A 20,713-nucleotide genomic window follows, 5' to 3' on the forward strand; every position below is an offset into this window, starting at 1 on the left:
CACCTTCGTCAGCACCGACAACGCTTGTCATCCACCCATCCGCAGCAACCTGCTCACGTTCTGTCATCTCCAGCGCTCTGCAGATTCATCTTTACTGTCTATCTGACATTAATTAGAGTCGACCCCATGCCCGCCGAACACTGGACGCCCCCACCCGTGCTGCTCGCCGTCGATCTGGTGATCTTCACCCTGCGCGAATCAGTCCTGCACGTCCTTCTCGTCGAGCGGGGTATCGCCCCGTTCCAAGGCATGCCGGCTCTGCCAGGCGGGTTTCTCGCAACGGGCACCGAAGACATCATCACGGCCGCACACCGGGAACTACGAGAAGAAGCCAATCTCGACGCCACCCAGCTGCATCTGGAACAACTCGGCACCTACGGCACCCCCGGCCGCGACCCGAGGGGGCGGGTCGTCTCCGTGGCCTACCTGGCGATCGCGCCCAGGCTCCCGGAACCGCTCGCCGGCACCGACGCCGCCCAAGCCGCGTGGACACCTGTCACCGACATCCTGAGCGGGCGCACCCGCCTCGCCTTCGACCACGAAAAGATTCTGGGCGACGGCCTGGAACGAGCTCGAGCCAAACTCGAACACACCGCCCTCGCCACCGCGTTCTGCGCCCCCACGTTCACGATCAACGACCTGCAAAAGGTCTACGAGGCGGTCTGGGGCGTCGAGCTCGACCCACGGAACTTCTACCGCAAAGTCCAGGCAGTCGACGACTTCATCATCCCGTCGGGCGCCGAGCGGCGCGCCGGCCGAGGCCGCCCGGCCCGCCTGTTCCGGTCCGGCACCCGGACGACGCTCTTCCCACCCCTGGTACGCCCCATCCCGACGACAGCGGAGGCGCAAGGATGACCGACGACCTGGTAGTGATGCTCACCGCGTTCAACGACGAGTACAAGGCCGTCCGCCGGCGGCTGACCGAAATCGCGCCCCACCGGCACGACCGCGGCACGCGGTTCGAGATCGGCACGATCGGCGGCACTTCGTGCCGGGTCGCGCTCGGGCTCACCGGCAAAGGCACGCAGGCGGCCGCCGTGCTTTCCGAACGCGCCATCGCGGAGTTCTCCCCGGCCGCGATCATGTTCGTCGGTGTTGCCGGCGCGCTGTGGGACACCCCGCTCGGCGACGTCGTCGTCGCCACCCATGTCTATGCCTACCACGGCGGCACCAGCGAGGACGACGGCCTCAAAGCTCGTCCGCGGGTGTGGGAAACCAATCACGAAATCAGCCAGATCGCTCAGCACATCGCTCGCGCCGGCCGGTGGGAAGAAGGTCTCCCACCGCGAACTGCCGTGCACTTCGGCGCCGTCGCGGCCGGTGAAGTCGTCCACAACTCCAGGCTGTCGGCCGAAGCTCGTTGGATTCGCCAGCACTACAACGACGCCTTGGCGATCGAGATGGAGGCTGCCGGGGTCGCCCAGGCGGCGCACCTCAGCGGGTCGCCCGTCGCCGTCGTCCGCGGAATCAGTGACAGAGCGGACGGCACCAAAACCACCGCTGCCGACCGCAACTGGCAACCACAGGCCGCAGCCAACGCTGCGGCGTTCGCCGTCCACCTCGCCACCGAGCTCGTCCACGAACGGAAGAATCCGACCATGAACGACCGAACCGACCCCGGTCACGGCACCGTTTACTCCACCTCCCACGGGCAGGTCGGAATTCAGGGCGTCAATGTCACCGGCAGCACGGTGTGGCAAAACGCCGGCCCGAGCCCGGCCGGCACTCCCGACTTCGCTGCCGAGCTCGCCGCGCTTCGCAACGATCTCGCCCGGGAACGCAGCCGCGGCCGGCTGGACGACGAAACCCACGACGCCGCCCGCACCGAACTCGACGTCGCCGACGAAGCGCTGAAATCCCCGGTTCCCGAGGACAAGAAGAAGTTCGTGCTCGCGCTCAAACGACTCGGCGGCCTCATCGCCGACCTGGCCGGGCCGGCAGTCAAGATCACCGCTCTCATCACCGCAGCGAAAGACCGCTCATGAGCGGCCCGCACCCGACGACCCACGCCACAGTCGGCGCCGGTGCACATGTCGGCATCGTCGCCACCGAGGTCCATGATTCGACCGTCTACCAAGTGCTCCCCGGAGCGTCGCCCAGGGATAAGTACACCGTCGGTCTCCGGTACCTGGACGACGGCATTCCCAGTCGTGCCCGCGAACTCATCGAAGAAGCTCGCGGGCACGGTCTCACCGGCGGGGAGGTGCAGTTCCACTGGGTGCTCGCGATGCTTTCCAAGCGGTCCTACCGCGATCTCACGGCCGAGGAACGGGACCAGCTGGCCGGCCTGCCGACGATCTGTGCGTCGCTCCCGGACGATGCGTGGGGCCGCGCGCTCGCCGTCCTGTGCGAATTGCTGAGCTGCCTTGCGACACACGACAGCAACCCCCAACCGGCGATCAGGGCGCTCGCGGGACTGGATTCGCCGCAGCGCAAGCAGATCCTGCGCCACCTCGATCTTGTCCTCACGGGAGGACTTCGTGACAGCTTCTGGGCCGAAGCCCGTCGCAACGCCGATGCCGCGCAGCTGAGCAACGGCCGGGAGAATCGCGTCTGGGCCTACTTCCACCCCCAGCCGGCGCGACCTCGAGTCCGCCGGCCCGCTCCTTCCGGAACCACCGCGCTGGACCGCGCCCGGGCCACGATCGGGACATTTCTCGGCGTCCTCGCCGTCGCCTACCTGGGGCGGACGATTCTGCTGACCGCGGAGGTCCTGCCGATCGTCGCCTACTTCGCCGCCACGGCAGCGGCCGTCATCGCCGTCCGCAACGGACATGAATGGCACTACCGGACGGCCCGGATCACCGCGAAGGACCGTCTTTACCGCTACCACCCGCGGCGTGGAGCCATCCTCGAGGAAGGCTTCAGACGCCAGGTGGATAGCGCGTTCACTAAATACTTCGCCCGTTACGCTCCCCATGACGACACCCGCCAGGCATGCCTTTCCATGACGGCCGGGTTCCGAGCTGCGCTACGCAACGAGATCGCCGACATCTACCGTGAAAGCCGCATCCCCGCTGAACGCGTCAGATGGTTGATCCGTTACGAAACCGGCAACGTGATCCGCCAGTGGCAAGCCGGCCAGCTGTACCGGTACCGTGCGCAGTACCGCGTCGGGCCGTCGGTCAAACTCCGCTGCGTCGTCGCGACCATCGTCCTCATCGTGGCAGCCGCTTACACGATCGCTTCGGCTGTCATGGCGAGCCTGATTTCCAACTCTGCCGCGACGGTTGTCGCGACCTTGGCGGCGGCAGCAGCCGGCGCGGGCTGGTCACGAATCGTCAGCGAGCGCCGCCGGGTAGCGGAAGAGCAGCTCGAATGTGACGAAGTACTGGCTCTACGGGAAGCCGCCTACACGCGTTGGGAACACAAACTCGACTCGACCCGCCCCTCCGAAACCGAGATGGAGCTGTGGCTCAACGCCGACAAGATCAAGCTGCTCGACAAGGCGCTGAACCACTACCGGCTGGCGTGGCGGGACATCCTCACCCATGCGTTCCTGCAGACTCCCGCCAAATCCTGCAAACGAGCGCGGGTCAACGGCGCGCCATGGCGCTACTCGAAGTACGACATCCGGCTTTTCCTGATCACCGTCGATGGCGTGCGGGAATTGAGCACGGAGATCGACTTCGAGAACGCCTGCCTCCGCGGCGAAGAACGCAACAACTTCCGATTCGACGCTGTCTCGTCGGTCCACGTCGCCACCAGCTCCGAATTGAGCTACAGCATGGAACTCGTACTCATGAACGGCGAGCCGCAGAACATCGACATCACCGATCACGAATCCAGCCAGGCAGCTTCGGACGAAAGCTCGCTCGCGCTGGCGAAGATGTCTCTCGAAGCCGCCGGCTTCACCAATACCCTGCACATCCTGGAAGGCATCGCCGCCGAAGGAAAGAACTGGATCAAACGCGACCCCTACATCAACGCACTCCCGGGTGGGAGCATCACCGAGTCCGGTCGATGACCAGGCAGCGCTATCGGTCTGACCGGTAGCGCTGCATCTTCTCCCGCGCCCCGCAGCCGCTCATCGAACACCACCGCCGCACGCCCGCCCGCGATGTGTCGACGAACAACAGCGAGCACTCCGGATTCGCGCACTCCCGCAACCGGCCGGCCGCCGCCCCGCCGAGCACCGCGACCGCGTCCGCGGCGATCAGTCCCAGCAAAGCCGGCACCGTCGCCGGCACCTGCTCGACACCCAGCCCGGTCGCCGTGATCCGCAGCGCGGCCACCGGTGGCGGCTCCTCCGCCCACCGGTTCACGACGTCGACGTCCGCCGGCCGCACCGACGCCCCGGACAGCCGGGCGCGCATCAACCGGTAGACAGCCTCACGGAGCTCCCTCGCCGCCGCCAGGTCCGCCTCCACACAGGCCGGCTCCTCCGGAACCAGCCCCGCTTCGACGAACCACCGGCCCAATGCGGCCGGGTCCGGCAGGCGCTCGAAACCGCCGTCGCGCCGCCGCATGCCGACCGTGGCCGTGAAGTTCACCGAGGGGCGGCCACCGTGGAAGCGGAACGCCTGCTTGTCTCCCACGTCGATCAGACTACCGGGTTACCGCTTGAACAGGTAACGTGAGACTCGTGAAATTCGCGATCATCGGGGCAGGTGGCCTGGGCGGGTTCTTCGGGGCCCGGCTCGCCACCGCCGGACACGACGTGTCCTTCCTCGCCCGCGGCGAAAACCTCGCCGCCCTGCGCCGCGACGGCCTCACCGTGCTCGGGCCGGACGGCGCCACCACCCTTCCCGTCCACGCCACCGGTGATCCCGCGGACCTCGGCGCCGCCGACGTCGCCCTGCTCGCCGTGAAGACCTGGCAGCTGGACGCCGCCGTGGCCGCGCTTCCGGCCGGGGTGGACGCCGTGATCACCACGCAGAACGGCGTCGACGCACCCGCCCAGGTCGCTCGCACCTTGGGCAGGGACGCCGTCCTCCCCGGCGTCGCGAAGGTGATCGCCGCGCTCACCGGACCCGGCACCGTCCGGCACGTCGGCGGCACCGGCTCGCTCGACATCGCGGAATGGGACAACCGGGCGACCGGCCGGGTCGAACGGATCCGTGCCGCGTTCGGTGACGCCGGGATCGGCACCACCGCGCCAGGCGACATCTGGGCCGACCTGTGGGCGAAGTTCCTCTTCATCGCCCCGGCCGGCGGGCTCGGCGCGGTCACCGGTGCCACGTTCGGCGCGCTGCGCGACCATCCCGAAACCCGGCGGACGCTGCACGACGCCATGGCGGAAATCGAACGCCTCGCCCGCGCCGCCGGCGTCACCCTGCCCGCCGGCGTCGTCGACGACACCATGGCGTTCTTCGACCGGCAGCCCGCCGAAGGCACCACGTCCCTGCAGCGGGACATCGCCGCCGGGCGTCCGTCCGAATTGGACGCTTGGACCGGCGCCGTCGTACGGCTAGGCAGGCAGGCCGGTGTCCCGACACCGGTCAACGACGTCCTCCACGCCGTGCTGCGGCTGCGCGAGGACAGCTGACCTACGCGGGCCGCAGCTCCACGCAGCACTCGCCGGCCCGGGGATCGAGGACCGCTTCGACCGTCGCGGCCTGGAGTCCTTCGAGGACGCCGCCGAGGAACGCCTGGTTGATCCCGCACACCAGCTCGGGCGCCCTCGCGGCCAGCGGGTGGAACGGGCAGTTGCGCAGCCGCAGGCAGGCCGGGGTCTCGCGGTCCGGTTCGAAGCCGTGCCGCTCGACCAGCGCCGAGGCCAGCGTCAGCGCCCGCTCGGTGCCCAGGCGCCCGGGCCGGGCGAGGTCGCGTTCGGCGGCGCCGAGGTCCCGGCCGTGCCGCCGCGCGGACCGCAGCGCGGCATCGCGGGCCGTCTCGTCGTCGCCTTCGCCGAGCACGGCGTCCAGCAGGATTTCGGCCAGGACGTCGGGGCGGCGCGGCGGGACGCTGACCCGGACCTCGATGTCCGAAGGCTCGTACACCTTGGGGGCGCGCCCGACCTTCCGCACCCCGCCGGCGAACTCGTAGCGCGTCCGCAGCAACCCGGCCGCGACCAGCTTGTCGAGGTGGAACGCCGCCAGCTTGCGCGAAATCCCGACCGCCTCGGCGGCCTCGTCGCGGGTCACCGGATGCCGGGCCCGGCGGATGTGCGCGTACATGCCGCGCCGCGACGGATCGTCCAGCGCGGCCAGCGCACTCATCGGCTCCCGGTCCACGACAGCAGGCTAACACCGAACCTCGTGCCCGTAACTCCGATCGGGTCACCTTCACCAGGCCACCTTGACCCGACCGAGCAATAAGACCAAACTTTGTTGGCGAAAAGGAGCCGCCATGAGTCAGCAAGCCGAACAGTCGAAGCAGCCGGTGAGCGCGGTGCTGGCCGGTCCGTACGGGCACCCGTTCCACCCGATCCTGATCACCGTCCCGATCGGCGCCTGGGTCTCCAGCCTGGTGTTCGACATCGGCTCGCTGATCGTGGCCGAGCCGGGCTTCCTCGCGCGCGGTTCGCTCTGGCTGGTCGCCATCGGCGTCGTCGGCGCGCTCGCCGCCGCCCTGGTCGGCGTGCTCGACCTGCTGGCCATCCCGGCCGGCACCCCGGCGTTCCGCACCGCATTGACGCACATGGGCCTCAACCTGGCGGTCACGGCTGCCTACGTCGCCGGGTTCTTCTGGCGCCGCGCGGCATCCGACGGCCCCGGACCGGTCGGCACCGGCCCGCTCGTGCTGTCGGCCGCCGCCCTCGTCGTGCTCGCGGCGTCGGGCTACCTGGGCGGGAAGCTGGCCTACCGCTACGGCGTGCGCGTCGCCGCGGAATCCACCCAGGCCGAGGGCTACCGGACGCACTGAAGGAGACCGATCATGGACATCGCCGCGCTGATCGCCTGGCTGGTCACCGCCGTGGGCGGCTTCGTCATGCTGGGTACCTGGATCGCCAAGGGCGGGACCCGCTCGCGGACCGGCCGCTTCGCGCCGGGCCTGGTCTTCGGGCACTTCGCGCTCGCCGCGGCCGGGCTGGTCCTGTGGATCGTGTACCTGCTCGCCGGCGGCACGGCTTTGGCGTGGATCGCCTTCGTCCTGCTCGTCCCGGTGGCCCTGCTCGGGTTCACCATGCTCGCGCGCTGGCTCCCCGGCTACCGCGCCCGCGGCGCGTCGAGCGGCGAACGGGCGCCGGAGCAGCACTTCCCGGTCGCTGTGGTGGGCGCGCACGGGCTGTTCGCGGTCGCCACCGTGGTCCTCGTGCTGCTCGCGGCGCTCGGCGTCGGCAGCTGACCTGCCCGCGCCGGGCGAAGTCTGGCACGATCGGCCCGTGACCAGCAACCGTCGGACGCGTGGGCTCGCGCTGGCGGCCGCCCTTCTGCTGGTGCTCGCCGCCTGCACCGATGGCTTCGGCGGGCTCAAGCTGCGGATCGCCGCGGGCAACCCCGGCGGCGTCTACGACAGCCTGGCCCAGACGCTCGCCACGGCGTGGCAGAACGACCTGGACATCGACCGGCCGCAGGTGCTGCAGACGCAGGGGTCACCCGACAACGTCGCCAAGGTGCTCGTCGGGCAAGCCGAAGTCGCCTTCGTCGCCGCCGACGTCGCCGCCGACCGGTACCGGACCAACCCCGGCCTGGCCGCGCTCGCCCGGATCCACGACGACTACCTGCACCTCGTGGTCCGCCGGGACTCCGACATCCAGTCGGTGGGCCAGCTCCACGGCCGCCGGATCGCGGTCGGCTCGCCGGCCTCCGGCGTCGAGTACATCGCCGACCGGCTGCTGGACGTGGCCAACCTGACCAGCTCGGTCACCAAGCGCCGGCTCGACCTCGACCAGTCCGTCGCGGCGCTGCTGAACGGCGAGGTCGACGCGTTCATCTGGTCCGGCGGCCTGCCGACGCCGAAGCTGGCGGGCTACAACAACGGGAACGCGCTGCGCCTGCTCGACATCGGCGGCCTGATGCCGAAGATGCAGGCCATCAGCCCGGTCTACGGCACGGCGACCATCCCGGCGAGCACGTACAACCAGCTCCTGCCGGTGACCACACTGGTGGTCCCGAACTTCCTGGTGGTCTCGAAGTCGATGCGTGACGACGTCGCCGAAGCGCTGGTCCGCGGCCTGTTCGACGCCGGCCCCCAGCTGGCGGTGGCCAACCCGGCAGCCCTGTCGATCGACGTCCACCCGGGCATCGAGACCCAGCCGATCCCGCTGCACCCGGGCGCGCTGCGCTACTACCGGGCGCAGAAGACCTGAGCCACGACCGATGGCCGGCGACCCTTTCGGGCCGATGTCGCCGGCGTACTCGACGGCTGGAACTCCGGGAGCCGGCTCGTCGGTCCGGCTCTGCCGATACCTTGGCGAGGCCGGACCGACGCCGATGCCGGCTATGTGGTCATGAGCAGTGCGGCTTCGCGGTCGGCGGCGAGCTCGGCGAGGTGGCGTCCTCGGGGTTCACGCGGTCACACTCCCGGACCAGGAGCGCGGGTGCGGCAGCGGGATGCCGCGGACCAGTGCCAGCAGCGTGACCACCACTCCGGCGGCGACCAGGAGGTCACTGCCGAGCCTGTCGAGCACGATCACGCCGATCAGCGCGGCGGTGAAGGTCAATGCCTCCAGCGCGCTGAGCGCGCCGCAGGACCGCTTGGGCCGCCTGGGCGGCACGAGGTAGACCACGATGGGCCCTCTCTTTCGTTGAATGGTGACTGGGCCGTTGCCCGATGCGCGGCGGATGTACCGGCGGTACGTTCCAATGCGCCGGAATTACTCCTGGAACACAAGGGAATCACATTGTTGTAATCCGGCGAGCCGAGCGGTGGACGAAAGTGTGCAGCAATGCATAACGAGCCGGGGTGTGACCCGCAAAACGGGGGTATAGCAAGATCGCGAACTGCGCAGGGTGCAGCGTCGGCTCTTCCTGTGGGCGCAGGACGGCACCGCACCCGGCCGTTTTTCCACGTGAGCCGGGATCAGAACTCGTCGTCACGGATCATGCCGCGCAGCCGGGTCAGCGCCCGGTGCTGCGTCACGCGCACGTTGCCCGCCGAAATGCCGAGCGCTTCGGCGGTCTCGGCCGCGGAGAAGCCGACTGCGATGCGCAGGGTGAGGATTTCCTGCTGCATCCGCGGCAACGACGCAAGCAGCCGGCCGAGGCGGGCGCCGAGATCCAGGTGCAACGCGTGCGTCTCCGGCTCGTTGCCGCTCGCGAGCGGGCGCTCGGGGAGTTCGGGGACGGGCTCGGAGCGGTCGCGGGCCACTGCACGGTAGGCGTCGGCGACTTTGTTGGCTGCGAGCGCGTGGACGAGGTAGAGGAACGAGCCGCCGCGGTCCTGATAGTCCGGCAACACCTTGAGCACGGCGAGGCAGACCTCCTGGGCGACGTCGTCAGCTGCCAGGTAGGACAGGTCGCGGCCGCCCATCCGCGCGCGACAGTAACGGACCACCACCGGCTCGATCAGCTGCAGCAGGGAGTGGATTGCCGCCGGGTTGCCCTTGCCCGCTTCCCGCACCAGAGGGTCGAGATCCTCCTTGGTGAGCCTCCCGCCAGGCCGGGGCGACGACTCCGCCTTGATGTACTGCTCACTGAACTCCGTCGTCCTGGCCAGTCCGGGGGCGGGTTCAGTCCGGTGCGCGCGGTCCAGCACGGCCGCCACAGCGTCGGATGAAACCCTCGCGGCAAGCCGGCGCGCACCGCGCGTTCCCACCGAAGACCGGTTCACCAATGCCTGCGCGTGCTCCCGGGACACCACCGCCGCACTCGATTCAGGCATGCCGGCCTCCTTCGCGCTGCTGCTGTTTGACGTAGGCGCGGTACGCGGTCCGAATTCCGCGCACGGCCTTGAGCGTGTAGGTGGTGGATTCGCTGTTGATCAGCTCGACGATGGCGGCGGCGTCATAGCCCAGCACCAGGTAGTTCAGGACCACCCGGGCCACATCCGGCGGTACCCCCAGCTTGTCCAGCTTCCCGAGCTTGCCGGTGAGGGCAACCTCGACGTCCATCCTGGCCAGCGCAACGTGCTCGGCCGAGGGCACGCTGGCTTCGTGCCAGTCGAATCCGGCGACGAACACGTCGTGCTCGGAACGCCGGCGGGCGCTCAGCTGCTTGCGGCAGGCGTTGGCGAAGCACAGCACGCACGAGCCCAGGAAGTAGGTGGACAGCCGGGCACCGCGGTCCGGACGCCAGCCGTCATCCTGCAAGCCCTGTTCTTGGAACAGCCTGATCCCTGCGCCGACGGTCTCATAGGCGAGCTCGATCTGCTCGTCCCGGCTGAAGGGGGGCCGCGGTGGCCTGACGGGCCGCCCTTTTTCGGTGGCCCGGCGGTAGATCTCTCCGGTGCCGACCCAGGCGCCGACGACCCCGACGCCGTAGCCGGCGAGCCGGTTCTCCAGCTCCGACCACACCAGCCCGTCGAAACCGTCTGATTCCAACGCGCACAGCAGCTCCAGATCGGGGATCGACATCGGCCGCGCCGGGCCGCGCCCCATCCACAGCTCGTCTTCCGGCGCAGGTTTGCCGGGCAGCACCAGGTCGAACAGCTCCTGGAGCTCCGAGCGACGACGAGTCTCCGCAGCGGGTGCCACGACCTGCCGCAGCAGCGGCAGGCCTCGCCCCCCGGGCGGCCTGTCGAGCGCGTGGTCCTTCTCGAACGTCATCGAAGTGTTCTCCGGTGGGTGAGCCGTAGCGCGGTGGCTGCGGAAGACGCGAGGACCTCGGCAACCCGGACTTCAGCCTTATAGGTGCACCCCGGCGAACCGCGAGGCCCTTCGTTATATTTCCGTTATATTCTACTTGTAATGGAAGACCAGACGAACTGACGTGGAGGCTGCGCCTCGACAGCGCGCATCCTGGTGCGTTCTTTCGATCATGAGCAAGGCTCCGGAATCGGATGCGCGAGAGAAGACGGAAATCCGGGAGAATAGAACCCGGCGCTCTCCCCTAAGCCACCGGGAACACCATCGCGATCCGCAGCCCGCCGCCCTCGGGCAGGTCCAGCTCCAGCTCGCCGTCCGAGTGCGCGACGATCTCGCTCACGATCGCCAGGCCCAGCCCCGAGCCCGGCACGTTCTGGTGCGCCGGGCTCCGCCAGAACCGGTCGCGGGCGCGGTCCAGCTCGTCCGGCCGCAGCCCCGGCCCGTGGTCCCGCACCGACAACCGCACCCGGTCCGCCTCGCGGGACACCGCGATCCGGATCTCCGTGCCCGCCGCCGTGAACTTCAGTGCGTTGTCGAGCAACGCGTCCAGGATCGTCTCGGCGCCGCGCGGGGGCATCCGGACCGTGGCGCCGTCCCCGGCCGTTTCCACCACCAGGCGCACGTCACGGGCCTCGCCGACCACCGTCCAGTCGGCCACCCGCTCGGCGACGGCTTCGTCCAGCACCACCGGGTCCAGCTCGCCGCCGGAGGCCTCCGCGCGGGCCATCGACAACAGTCCGTCCAGGATCTGGTGCAGCCGGCCCGCGTCGACCCGCGCCGCCTCCAGGTCGGCCGCGGCCGGCTCGTCGTCGACGTGGCCCTCGAGGTTGCCGAGCCGGATCTTCAACGCCGTCAACGGATTGCGCAGCTGGTGGGACGCGTCCGCGACGAACGCGCGTTGCGCGGCCAGCGCCCCCGACACGCTCTCGGCCATGCGGTCGAACGACCGCCCGAGCTGACGCAGTTCCGGCGGGCCGCCGCCCTCCCCCACCGGCTCGGCTTCCCGGCCGCCGATCACCGACGCCACCAGCGCACCGGTCGCGTCGTCGAGCCGCTGCACCGGCCGCAGGATCCAGCGGACCACCGGGACCGCCACGGCGAGGGCGAGGGTGAAGGCGAGGATCCCGCCCGCGGCGAGCAGCAGCCACCACCACAGCACGTCGGCGCGCTCGGTGCCGGTGCCGGACACCGTGAGCACCGCGCCGTGCACCTCGCCGTCGGCGAGCACCGGCTCGGCGAGCACCAGCGGCGTCGAATCCCACGGCATCAGCACGCCGGCCGGCTGGGACCGGCGGCCGGCGAGCGCCTCGTGGATCGGGCCGCTGATCCGCTCGGCCTTCAGGTCGATCTGCGGGGCCGACGGCGCGAGCGAGCTGGCGAACAGCTTGCTGTCCTGGTCGACGACCACCACCTGGACGCCGTAGACCTCGTTGTAGCGGATCAGGTCGGATTCGATCAGCGACTGGTTGTTGTCCAGCAGCGGGCGCTGCGCCAGCGACGCGAACCGGGCGGTGTCGGTCAGCCGGTCGAGGAACAGGTCCTGCTGCGCGCCCGCGGCGATGCTCCGGGCCAGCGGGATGCCGAGGCCGAACACCAGCAACGCGACCAGCGTCAGCACGATGCCCTGCAGCCGGACGCGCACGCTCAGCTCCGGGCGACCTGGCCGCCGAGCCGGTACCCGACCCCGCGGACGGTCTCGATCAGCGCCGGCCGGCCCAGCTTCGTCCGCAGCGTCGCCACGTGGACGTCCAGCGAGCGGCTCTCCGCCGCGCCGCGGTGCCCCCACACCTCGGTGAGCACGTGCTCGCGCGAGCACACCGCGCCGCGGGCGCCCGCGACCAGCGCGAGCACCTGGAACTCCTTGCGGGACAACGCGACGGCCTTACCGTCGACCAGCACCTCGTGCCGGGACAGGTCGACGCTGACGTCCCCCACCCGGATGACCACCGGCTCAGTGACATGTTCTCCCCGGCGGCGGCGCACGGCCTCCACCCGGGCGAGCAGCTCCTCGACGTCGTAGGGCTTGACGAGGTAGTCGTCGGCGCCCGCGCGCAGCCCCTGGATCCGGTCGTCGACCTCGCCGCGCGCCGACACGACGATGATCGCGACGTCGCTGACCGCGCGGATCTGGCGGCACAGCGTGACGCCGTCGATGTCCGGCAGGCCGAGGTCGAGCAGGATGACGTCGACCTCGTGCACCCGGTCGAGCACGCCGGCGCCGGTGGCGAGCCGGGCGATCGCCAGGCCACGGCGGGTCAGCGCCGGGATGAGCGCACCCGCGACCCGGTCGTCGTCCTCCACCAGCAGCACCCGCACCCGTCCGCCTCCCATGGTGACCTGCTTCACCGGCCGGTACGGCGAACTCTAGGACGTCCGGGCAGGCCCCGCACCGGCCACCCGGACGGTCACTCCGCGTGACTCCGGGTGGACACCCCCCAAAATGGACATCGATACTCAGTTGAAACCCTAAGTATTGCTCAAGCGGCCTTGCCAGCCGGTAAAGCAACGGTAGGTTCTCGCCATCGCGTGGTGACCCATGCCCGATTTGCACGAACGACCCGGGAGGCCAGATGACCGCGGAGGTGGCGGCGCCGATGATCAAGGCGTCCGCCGTGAACAAGTACTTCGGCGACCTGCACGTGCTCAGGGAGATCACGCTCGAGGTGCCTCGCGGCCAGGTCGTCGTGGTGCTGGGCCCGTCCGGCTCCGGCAAGTCGACCCTGTGCCGGGCGATCAACCGGCTGGAGCCGATCAACTCGGGCGAGATCGCCGTCGACGGCGTCCCGCTGCCCGCCGAGGGCAAGGCGCTGGCCGCGCTGCGGGCCGACGTCGGCATGGTGTTCCAGTCGTTCAACCTGTTCGCGCACAAGACCATCGTCGAAAACGTCATGCTCGCGCCGGTGAAGGTCCGCAAGACCGCGCAGGCCGAAGCGCGCAAGACGGCGATGGAGCTGCTGGAGCGCGTCGGCATCGCCAACCAGGCCGACAAGTACCCGGCTCAGCTGTCGGGTGGCCAGCAGCAGCGCGTCGCCATCGCGCGGGCACTGGCCATGCGGCCCAAGGTGATGCTGTTCGACGAGCCGACCTCGGCGCTGGACCCGGAGATGGTCCAGGAAGTCCTCGACGTGATGACGGGCCTGGCCAAGGACGGCATGACGATGCTCGTCGTCACCCACGAGATGGGCTTCGCCCGGCGGGCAGCCGATCGGGTGATCTTCATGGCCGACGGCGAGATCGTCGAGGACACGACGCCGGAAGAGTTCTTCACCGCGCCGAAGAGCGAGCGCGCGAAGGATTTCCTCGGCAAGATCCTGACCCACTGAGAACAACCACTGAGCACGTTCCGCGGCGCCGACGGCGCCCGGGTGACGACACACAGGAGAGATTCACATGAGGATCCGCACCCTCGCGGTGGGACTGCTCGCCGGTGGGCTGGCGCTGACCACGCTGACCGCCTGCGGCAAGGAAGGCACACCGGCATCGCCGGGTTCGGGCGACCAGAGCGGCACGAACGCCCCCGCGGCGCTCAGCTACCCGGTCGCGCAGGGCGTCGACCTGGCCGGCTCCCCGGTGTTCGCCAAGATGAAGTCGGCGGGCGCGCTGACCGTCGGCGCGAAGGACGACCAGCCGGGCCTCGGACTGAAGGACCCGACGACCGGCAAGTTCGGCGGCTTCGACATCGAGATCGCGAAGCTCGTCTCGGCCGGCCTCGGCTTCGACCCGGAGAAGATCACCTTCCGCACGGTCGACTCGGGTGCGCGTGAGCAGACGATCGCGAACGGCGACGTGAACTACTACGTCGGCACCTACTCGATCACCGACAAGCGCAAGGCGCTCGTCTCCTTCGCCGGCCCGTACTTCGTCGCCGGCCAGGACCTGCTCGTCCGCAAGGACGACACCTCGATCACCGGCCCGGAGACCCTCAAGGGCAAGAAGGTCTGCTCGGTCACCGGCTCGACCCCGATCCAGCGGGTCCGGCAGCAGAACCTGACCGAGCCGGGCAACATCGTCGAGTTCCAGAAGTACTCGCAGTGCGTCGAGAAGCTGCAGTCGAAGGACGTCGACGCGGTCACGACCGACGACGCGATCCTGAAGGGCTACGCCGCCCAGGAGCCGGACACCCTGAAGGTCGTCGGCAAGACGTTCTCGACCGAGAAGTACGGCATCGGCCTGAACAAGGACGACAAGGTGCTGCGCGACAAGATCAACGACATCCTGCAGAAGGCGCTGGACGACGGCACCTGGCAGAAGATCTACGACGCCACCCTCGGCAAGTCCGGCTCGGCCGCGACCAAGCCGACCCTCGAAAAGTACTGACACTCGCGTGACGGCCGGTGGATCGGGCTTCCCGGTCCACCGGCCTTCTCCATCCATCCCATGACCACGGACGCGGGGAAGGCTCCATGGACGTCCTGTTCAACAACCTGGACCTGTTCGGTCCGTTCTTCCTCACCACGATCGAGCTGTTCCTGCTCTCGGCCGTCGGCAGCCTGATCTGGGGCACGATCCTGGCCATGCTGCGGGTGAGCCCGGTCCCCGTCTTCCGCGCCGTCGGCACGGCGTACGTGACGATCGCCCGGAACACCCCGCTCACCCTGGTGTTCGCGTTCTTCGTGTTCGCGTACCCGCTGCTGGACATCGTCAAGCTGGACTACTTCCCGGCCGCGGTGACCGCCCTGACCGTGTACACCTCGGCGTTCATCTGCGAGGTCGTGCGCTCGGGCATCAACACCGTGCCGGTCGGGCAGGCCGAGGCGGGCCGGGCGCTGGGGCTGACCTTCGGCCAGATCCTCGGCCAGGTCGTGCTGCCGCAGGCGCTGCGGTCGGTCGTCCCGCCGCTGATCAGCACCCTGATCGCGCTGCTGAAGAACACCACGATCGCCGCCGGTTTCTCCGTCGCGGAGGCCGGCGCGATCCGCTCGTACCTGTCCGAACGCGGTGAGAACCAGCTGATCGGGCTGCTGTGGGTCGCCCTCGGCTTCATCATCCTGGTCGCCGTGCTGTCGTTCGTCCAACGCAGCCTGGAGAAGCGCTGGAGCGTGGCCCGATGAGCAACGTCTTGTTCGACGTCCCCGGCCCGAAGGCGCGGCTGCGGTACCGGACGTACGCGGTGGTCGGCACCCTCGTGGTCCTCGCGTTCATCGCCTACATCGGGTGGCGCTTCTACGACAGCGGCCAGTTCACCGCCCGGAAGTGGGAGTGGCTGCAGTACGCGCAGGTGCAGCGCGACCTGGGCAACGCGGTGCTTTCGACGCTCCAGGCGTTCGCGGCCGCGGCCGTGCTGGCGCTGATCTTCGGCGCGATCTTCGCCGCGGGCCGGCTGTCGGACCACGCCTGGATCCGCGGGATCGCCACGTTCGTCGTCGAGTTCTTCCGCGCCATCCCCGCGCTGATCCTGATGTTCCTGTTCTACTTCGGCCTCCCGACCGTCGGCGTGCCGACGAGCCCGTTCCTCGGCGTGGTCTTCGGCCTCACGCTGTACAACGGCTCGGTGCTCGCCGAGGTCTTCCGCGCGGGCATCCAGTCCCTGCCGAAGGGGCAGAGCGAAGCCGCGTACGCCCTGGGCATGCGCAAGACGCAGGTGATGTTCCTGGTGCTGCTGCCGCAGGCGATCCGGGCGATGCTGCCGACGATCATCAGCCAGCTGGTCGTGCTGCTGAAGGACACCGCGCTCGGCTTCATCATCACCTACCAGGAGCTGCTGTACTACGCGCGCTACATCGGTTCGCAGGGCACGTTCGGGCGGCCGATCGTGCCGTCGACGATCGTGGCGACCGGCATCTACGTCGTGATGTGCCTGCTGCTGACGGCGCTGGCGACCTACCTGGAGCGGCGCAACCGCCGCAACAAGAAGGTCGTGGCGGCGCCGCCCCCGGTGACCGACACGCTCGCCGCCGCGTCGGCCTGAGTCACCCGTTCGAGGCCCCCGGGATCCGTCCCGGGGGCCTTGTCGTGTCCCGGGGTGTCCCCTAGCGTCGGGCACATGGGTGTCGCACTGGTGACCGGCAGTTCCCGCGGCCTCGGCCGGGTGATCGCGCGCCGGCTGGCCAGAGACGGGTTCGCCGTCGCGGTCAACGGCCGGCACGACGACGCCGACCTCAAGACGGCGGCGGAAGGCATCCTCGGCGAAGGCGGCCGCGCGGCGGCGTTCGCCGCGGACGTGACCGACCGGCGCCAGGTCGGCGAGCTGGTCGACGCGGTCACGGCGCTGCTCGGCCCGATCGCGGTCCTGGTGCTCAACGCGACCGGCCCGCAGCCGGAGGCGCCGCTGTCGGGCGTGGACTGGCCCGATCACCTGGCCCAGCTGGACTTCTTCGTGCGGTCGCCGGTGCTGCTCGGGCACGCGGTGCTGCCGGGGATGCGCGCCCGCGGCCACGGCCGGATCGTGCACGTCGACTCGGAGGTCGCGGACCGCCCGCCACCCGGCCGCTCGGCGTACGCGACGGCCAAGAGCGCGCAGATCGGTCTGGCCCGGGCGTGGGCCCGCGAACTGGGACCGGACGGCATCACGGTCAACACGGTGGCGCCGGGGTTCATCCCGGTGGAGCGGCACGCGGAGGTCCCGGCGGGCGAGCTCGAGGAGTACCGGGCCTCGGTCCCGGCGGGCCGCCTGGGCACGCCGGAGGACGTGGCGGCGGCGGTGAGCTTCTTCGCGTCGGAGGAAGCGGGCTTCGTCACCGGCCAGCGCCTGCTCGTCGACGGCGGCCGGGCCCTCGGCTAGCCCCGGCCGGTGCTCACCGGCGGTCCACGAACCCGAGCCGGCGGTTCATCATGATCGCCGCGATGTTCGCCGCGTGGTGGCACGCGACCAGCCGCCGATGGCCGGCGGCGCGGACGAAGCGGACGGCGAGCAGTTTGAGCGCGAGCGAGAGGTGCCGCCCGCGGTGGGCCGCGAGGACGCCGGTCATGTCGCTGAAGGCGTACTCGGGACGCAGCGACGTCGCGGACATGCCGATCCAGTCGCCGCCGCGCAGCGCGACGAACACGCCGTCGGGCGTGAAGGACGGCACTTCGATCCGCTGGGCGACGTACTCGTCGTAGGTATAGAACGGCCCGCGGCCGGGGATGTCCGCGGCGCACACCCGGTTGAGCTCGTACAGCGCCCGCCGGTGTTCGGCGGTGTCACCCAGCTCGGCCAGTGACCGAACCGGACGCCGGGGCGGCGCAGTAAGGGCTCGAACGCGCGGTCGTCGAAGGCGTCGACGTCGAGTTCCAGCCACACCCAGTCCGTCATCGCACGGGCCGCCGCAGCGCCACGAGGACCCCCAGGACCAGCACGAGCGCCACCGCCAGCGCGGTCCACATCGCGACGTGCAGCTGCAGCAGCCCGCCCGCGAAGGCCCCCGCGAGCATCGCCCCGACGGCGGCGGCCTTCCGCACCGGGTGCGCACCCGGACCACCGGCGACCTTCGAATCCGCGGCGAACCCGGTCAGCGTCATGGTCAGGACCGTCGTCGTCAGGTCGGGCGCGCCGATCCGGCGGACGGCCGCGTTCTGCAGCCCCATCGCCAGGCCGAGTGTGACGATCAGCAGCTCGGCTCCCAGCCGCGTGCCACTGCCGAGCGTCGCGGACAGCACGACGGCCACCGCGATCAGCGACGCCTGCACCGCGGTGGCCTGCCGCAGGGCGTCGCGGTCGTCCTCGCGGCGGGCGAGCCGGCCACCGGCGAACGCCCCGGCCAGGAAGGCGAGCACCGCGGTCAGCGACGCGACCACCGACAGCGTCGTCTCCCCCGCCGCCGCGAACCCGAGGAAGACGACGTTCCCGGTCATGTTGGCCACGAACACCCGCCCCAGCCCGAGAAAGCTGACGGCGTCGACCACCCCGGTGACGACGGTCAGCGTCAGCAGCAAGGCGGCCAGGTGCCGCGGTTCCGGTTCAGCCATGCGGGCAGTCAACCACCCCGCGGGTGAACGTGCGGTCGCCGAGCGCGTCGGTGTTGTCGACGAACTGGTCGATCGCCCCGGTCAGCGCCGCGGGCGGTGCTCCCGCGAGCAACGGCGTCACGAAGCGGCCGGCGTGGATCACCTGGAACGGGCGATCGTGGTAGCCGCCGGCCCGCGGGTCCACGGGTGCGGTGAGGCCGAGGTCGTTGTGCAGCCCGGCCACGCACTCGTACGCGGCCACGAGGTGCCGTTCGCGGTCGTGCCAGGCGGTCGCGGCCAGCGCGGCGGTGAGGTGCGGCGTCAGCCGCGCGGCCGCGGGCAGCCGTGCGAAGGCGCTGCCGAGCCACTTGCTGTACGGCGGGTACCGGCGCGCCATGAGCAGGCACAGCCGCATCAGGTCGCGGACGAGCCGCGCGGCGACGACCGCGGACCCCAGTTCGTCCCCGGCCTCGCCGCACCGGCCGACGAACGCCTCTTCCTGGCCGATCCGCTGCCACTGGCACGCCAGCACGTACCGCCAGACGTCTTCGGGGTACCAGGCGACGTGCCGCCGCAGGGTTTCGAGCCCGAGGTCGTCGTGGAAGACGGCGCCGCCGGTGAACTCGGCGAAGATCTGGGTGGGGGTCGCGAGCCAGTCGGCACGGGCCGGCCGCCGCGGGTCGAACCCGAGCGTCCCGCGGACCCACTCGTCGAGCTTCGCGACGACGACGCCGTGGTCGAGGGGGCCGGTCGCCGGGGCGAGGTACCGGGTGCCCGTCCCGTCGGTCGCGAAGTGCGTCGGATACCCGAGGAACGTGCGCGGGAGGTGATCGGCGAGGAGGCCGGGGATCCGCTCGTGGTCGCCGTCGGCGAACAGCAGCAGCCGCGGTCCCCAGTTGTGGTCGGTGGAGCGGGGCGAGTCGAAGCCCAGCACCTCGGAGCCGAACCCGATGAGCGCGGCGGTGTAGCGGAGCCGCGGAAGCTCGCGACGCAGGATCGGCCGGACCGCTTCGGCGTGGAAACGCCGGGACAGTTCGATTCCAGGAGTGAATTCCATGGGCTCATTGTGCCGTGCGAAAGCGCGAAGCGCGCTTCATTATGCGAAGCTGCTTCGCAGCGCTTCGCGGCCGGTTTCCGTTGTCACATAGGCAGAACAGCGACCTCCTTGCGGTGAATCCGCGCGCGGCCTGCCCCGTTTTGTCGGAGGTCCCCTCTAGCGTGCGGGGCATGACCGAAAAGAGCACGGTGCGCACGCGCGAAATGGCCTGCGAACTCAAGGGCCAGCGCGAGCAGAAACGGATGAGCCTGCGCGAGCTGGCCCGCCGCGCGGACTGGTCGGCGTCCAAGGTGTCGGCCTGGGAGAACGGCCGCCGCATCTCGCCGATCGACGCGGCGATCTACCTCGCCCACTGCGGCACCAAAGCCGCCGAACGCGCACGGCTCCTCGAACTGACCAAGCCCCTCGGCGACCTGTACTGGGTACGCCCCTACTTCGACAAGCTCGTCGACCCGATGAAGTCGCTCATCGTCCAGGAAAACCTGGCCGGCACGATCGTCTCGCACAGCCCGACGGCGATCCCGGGCATGCTGCAGACCGAGGACTACGTCAAGGAGCTGCACGAACTGACCGGGCGCTACACCGCGGACCGCCTCAAGATCCTGGTGCAGGCGCGGGTCGAGCGCCAGCAGCTCCTGCAGCGGCAGAATCCGCCTCGCTGCCTGTACTTCGTCTATGAACGCAGCCTCCGGACCATGGTCCGCGATCCGGCGCTGATGCACGAGCAGCTGCAGTACCTGGTGCTGTCGACCAATCTGCCGCATTGCACCATCCGGGTCCTGCCGGACTCCGCACACCCCTACCACCTCGTGGGCAGCCGGTTCACCCTCCTGGAGTTTCCGGAACATCCACCGGTCGTCTACGAGGAAACCTTCGCGGCAGGCCTGTTCATCGACGACCGGGTCGCGGTCGAGGCGTTCTACGTCCTGGTGGCGAAGCTGGAGCAAGCGGCCCTGCCCGAGGCACAGTCAAGGGAGGTGCTCATCCGGCTGGCGGACGAGTTCGAGCGCATGAAGGAGTGACCACGGCAATCCGCGACGCGAAGGCACCTACAACCGGCCACCTCACCGTCCCCCACTCCGCCTGGAACGCACTCCTCGGCTCCCTGCGCTGAGGCATTCCTCCGGCCCCAACAAAACCGCGGGAGGTGGACTTGGTTC

Annotated in this window: 24 protein-coding genes; 14 read left to right on the forward strand and 10 right to left on the reverse strand. The window is 70.0% G+C overall.

Annotated features, from left to right (window positions below):
* Positions 1 to 126: 126 nt before the first annotated feature.
* The 3 genes from AB0M93_RS23535 to AB0M93_RS23545 are packed head-to-tail and all read left to right on the forward strand — an operon-like array spanning position 127 to position 3,967.
* Positions 127 to 855: an NUDIX domain-containing protein gene (locus tag AB0M93_RS23535; protein ID WP_364276317.1), complete on the forward strand. Its 729-nt coding sequence runs from the start codon at positions 127 to 129 to the stop codon at positions 853 to 855.
* Positions 852 to 1,985 carry a 5'-methylthioadenosine/S-adenosylhomocysteine nucleosidase gene (locus AB0M93_RS23540; RefSeq protein ID WP_364276318.1) on the forward strand — a complete coding sequence of 378 codons (1,134 nt, stop codon included), beginning with the start codon at positions 852 to 854 and terminating at the stop codon, positions 1,983 to 1,985. Before AB0M93_RS23535 ends, AB0M93_RS23540 begins: the two co-directional genes overlap by 4 nt.
* Positions 1,982 to 3,967, forward strand: coding sequence for a hypothetical protein (locus tag AB0M93_RS23545; RefSeq protein WP_364276319.1), 1,986 nt, complete (start codon positions 1,982 to 1,984; stop codon positions 3,965 to 3,967). Before AB0M93_RS23540 ends, AB0M93_RS23545 begins: the two co-directional genes overlap by 4 nt.
* A 10-nt stretch (positions 3,968 to 3,977) precedes the next feature.
* Here the strand turns inward: AB0M93_RS23545 and AB0M93_RS23550 are convergent, their stop codons facing one another.
* Positions 3,978 to 4,538 carry an ABATE domain-containing protein gene (locus AB0M93_RS23550; RefSeq protein ID WP_364276320.1) on the reverse strand — a complete coding sequence of 187 codons (561 nt, stop codon included), beginning with the start codon at positions 4,536 to 4,538 and terminating at the stop codon, positions 3,978 to 3,980.
* A gap of 47 nt (positions 4,539 to 4,585) precedes the next feature.
* Here AB0M93_RS23550 and AB0M93_RS23555 point away from each other — a divergent pair, with 47 nt between their 5' ends.
* Positions 4,586 to 5,488, forward strand: coding sequence for a 2-dehydropantoate 2-reductase (locus AB0M93_RS23555; protein WP_364276321.1), 903 nt, complete (start codon positions 4,586 to 4,588; stop codon positions 5,486 to 5,488).
* 1 nt (position 5,489) lies between these two features.
* Here the strand turns inward: AB0M93_RS23555 and AB0M93_RS23560 are convergent, their stop codons facing one another.
* Positions 5,490 to 6,176 (reverse strand): helix-turn-helix domain-containing protein, encoded by a 687-nt coding sequence (locus tag AB0M93_RS23560; RefSeq protein WP_364276322.1) that lies wholly within the window; start codon positions 6,174 to 6,176, stop codon positions 5,490 to 5,492.
* 115 nt (positions 6,177 to 6,291) lie between these two features.
* On the opposite strand from AB0M93_RS23560, the gene AB0M93_RS23565 reads away from it, so the two are divergent.
* The 3 genes from AB0M93_RS23565 to AB0M93_RS23575 are packed head-to-tail and all read left to right on the forward strand — an operon-like array spanning position 6,292 to position 8,194.
* Positions 6,292 to 6,807 (forward strand): DUF2231 domain-containing protein, encoded by a 516-nt coding sequence (locus tag AB0M93_RS23565; protein WP_364276323.1) that lies wholly within the window; start codon positions 6,292 to 6,294, stop codon positions 6,805 to 6,807.
* A 12-nt stretch (positions 6,808 to 6,819) separates the two neighbouring features.
* The gene (locus AB0M93_RS23570; RefSeq protein WP_364276324.1) at positions 6,820 to 7,230 is read left to right on the forward strand and encodes a hypothetical protein; all 411 of its coding nucleotides are present in this window, start codon (positions 6,820 to 6,822) and stop codon (positions 7,228 to 7,230) included.
* Positions 7,231 to 7,267: 37 nt separating this feature from the next.
* The gene (locus AB0M93_RS23575) at positions 7,268 to 8,194 is read left to right on the forward strand and encodes a TAXI family TRAP transporter solute-binding subunit (protein ID WP_364276325.1); all 927 of its coding nucleotides are present in this window, start codon (positions 7,268 to 7,270) and stop codon (positions 8,192 to 8,194) included.
* A 198-nt stretch (positions 8,195 to 8,392) separates the two neighbouring features.
* Here the strand turns inward: AB0M93_RS23575 and AB0M93_RS23580 are convergent, their stop codons facing one another.
* From AB0M93_RS23580 to AB0M93_RS23600, 5 genes are all read right to left on the reverse strand, one after another.
* Positions 8,393 to 8,614, reverse strand: a complete 222-nt coding sequence (locus AB0M93_RS23580; protein ID WP_364276326.1) for a hypothetical protein — start codon at positions 8,612 to 8,614, stop codon at positions 8,393 to 8,395.
* 293 nt (positions 8,615 to 8,907) lie between these two features.
* Complete coding sequence (gene shbA, locus AB0M93_RS23585; RefSeq protein WP_364276327.1) at positions 8,908 to 9,708, reverse strand: RNA polymerase sigma factor ShbA; 801 nt, start codon at positions 9,706 to 9,708, stop codon at positions 8,908 to 8,910.
* The gene (locus AB0M93_RS23590; RefSeq protein WP_364276328.1) at positions 9,701 to 10,591 is read right to left on the reverse strand and encodes a hypothetical protein; all 891 of its coding nucleotides are present in this window, start codon (positions 10,589 to 10,591) and stop codon (positions 9,701 to 9,703) included. The genes shbA and AB0M93_RS23590 overlap by 8 nt, the downstream gene beginning before the upstream one ends.
* Positions 10,592 to 10,874: 283 nt before the next feature.
* Positions 10,875 to 12,272 (reverse strand): HAMP domain-containing sensor histidine kinase, encoded by a 1,398-nt coding sequence (locus tag AB0M93_RS23595; protein WP_364276329.1) that lies wholly within the window; start codon positions 12,270 to 12,272, stop codon positions 10,875 to 10,877.
* Positions 12,273 to 12,274: 2 nt separating this feature from the next.
* Entirely contained in the window at positions 12,275 to 12,946 is a 672-nt protein-coding gene (locus AB0M93_RS23600) for a response regulator transcription factor (RefSeq protein WP_364276480.1), read from the reverse strand.
* 278 nt (positions 12,947 to 13,224) lie between these two features.
* Between AB0M93_RS23600 and AB0M93_RS23605 the strand changes: the two genes are divergently transcribed.
* The 5 genes from AB0M93_RS23605 to AB0M93_RS23625 all read left to right on the forward strand — a co-directional run bounded on the left by AB0M93_RS23605 (position 13,225) and on the right by AB0M93_RS23625 (position 17,351).
* Positions 13,225 to 13,953, forward strand: coding sequence for an amino acid ABC transporter ATP-binding protein (locus AB0M93_RS23605; protein WP_364276481.1), 729 nt, complete (start codon positions 13,225 to 13,227; stop codon positions 13,951 to 13,953).
* Between the two features lie 67 nt (positions 13,954 to 14,020).
* Entirely contained in the window at positions 14,021 to 14,947 is a 927-nt protein-coding gene (locus AB0M93_RS23610; RefSeq protein ID WP_364276330.1) for a glutamate ABC transporter substrate-binding protein, read from the forward strand.
* 86 nt (positions 14,948 to 15,033) lie between these two features.
* Positions 15,034 to 15,681: an amino acid ABC transporter permease gene (locus tag AB0M93_RS23615; RefSeq protein WP_364252523.1), complete on the forward strand. Its 648-nt coding sequence runs from the start codon at positions 15,034 to 15,036 to the stop codon at positions 15,679 to 15,681.
* Complete coding sequence (locus tag AB0M93_RS23620; RefSeq protein WP_364276331.1) at positions 15,678 to 16,538, forward strand: amino acid ABC transporter permease; 861 nt, start codon at positions 15,678 to 15,680, stop codon at positions 16,536 to 16,538. The genes AB0M93_RS23615 and AB0M93_RS23620 overlap by 4 nt, the downstream gene beginning before the upstream one ends.
* Positions 16,539 to 16,613: 75 nt before the next feature.
* Complete coding sequence (locus tag AB0M93_RS23625) at positions 16,614 to 17,351, forward strand: SDR family oxidoreductase (protein ID WP_364276332.1); 738 nt, start codon at positions 16,614 to 16,616, stop codon at positions 17,349 to 17,351.
* A 13-nt stretch (positions 17,352 to 17,364) separates the two neighbouring features.
* Here AB0M93_RS23625 and AB0M93_RS23630 read toward each other — a convergent pair whose 3' ends face one another.
* The 3 genes from AB0M93_RS23630 to AB0M93_RS23640 all read right to left on the reverse strand — a co-directional run bounded on the left by AB0M93_RS23630 (position 17,365) and on the right by AB0M93_RS23640 (position 19,553).
* Positions 17,365 to 17,712 carry a GNAT family N-acetyltransferase gene (locus tag AB0M93_RS23630; protein WP_364276333.1) on the reverse strand — a complete coding sequence of 116 codons (348 nt, stop codon included), beginning with the start codon at positions 17,710 to 17,712 and terminating at the stop codon, positions 17,365 to 17,367.
* Positions 17,713 to 17,860: 148 nt separating this feature from the next.
* Positions 17,861 to 18,517 (reverse strand): YoaK family protein, encoded by a 657-nt coding sequence (locus tag AB0M93_RS23635; protein ID WP_364276334.1) that lies wholly within the window; start codon positions 18,515 to 18,517, stop codon positions 17,861 to 17,863.
* On the reverse strand, positions 18,510 to 19,553 hold the full coding sequence (locus AB0M93_RS23640; RefSeq protein ID WP_364276335.1) for a DUF4037 domain-containing protein: 1,044 nt from the start codon (positions 19,551 to 19,553) through the stop codon (positions 18,510 to 18,512). Before AB0M93_RS23640 ends, AB0M93_RS23635 begins: the two co-directional genes overlap by 8 nt.
* A 170-nt stretch (positions 19,554 to 19,723) precedes the next feature.
* Between AB0M93_RS23640 and AB0M93_RS23645 the strand changes: the two genes are divergently transcribed.
* Positions 19,724 to 20,575, forward strand: coding sequence for a helix-turn-helix transcriptional regulator (locus AB0M93_RS23645; protein WP_364276336.1), 852 nt, complete (start codon positions 19,724 to 19,726; stop codon positions 20,573 to 20,575).
* Positions 20,572 to 20,667 carry a DUF397 domain-containing protein gene (locus AB0M93_RS23650; protein ID WP_364276337.1) on the forward strand — a complete coding sequence of 32 codons (96 nt, stop codon included), beginning with the start codon at positions 20,572 to 20,574 and terminating at the stop codon, positions 20,665 to 20,667. Before AB0M93_RS23645 ends, AB0M93_RS23650 begins: the two co-directional genes overlap by 4 nt.
* Positions 20,668 to 20,713: the final 46 nt, after the last annotated feature.

It is taken from the genome of Amycolatopsis sp. NPDC051102 (genome assembly GCF_040682815.1).
Classification (GTDB): Bacteria; Actinomycetota; Actinomycetes; order Mycobacteriales; family Pseudonocardiaceae; genus Amycolatopsis.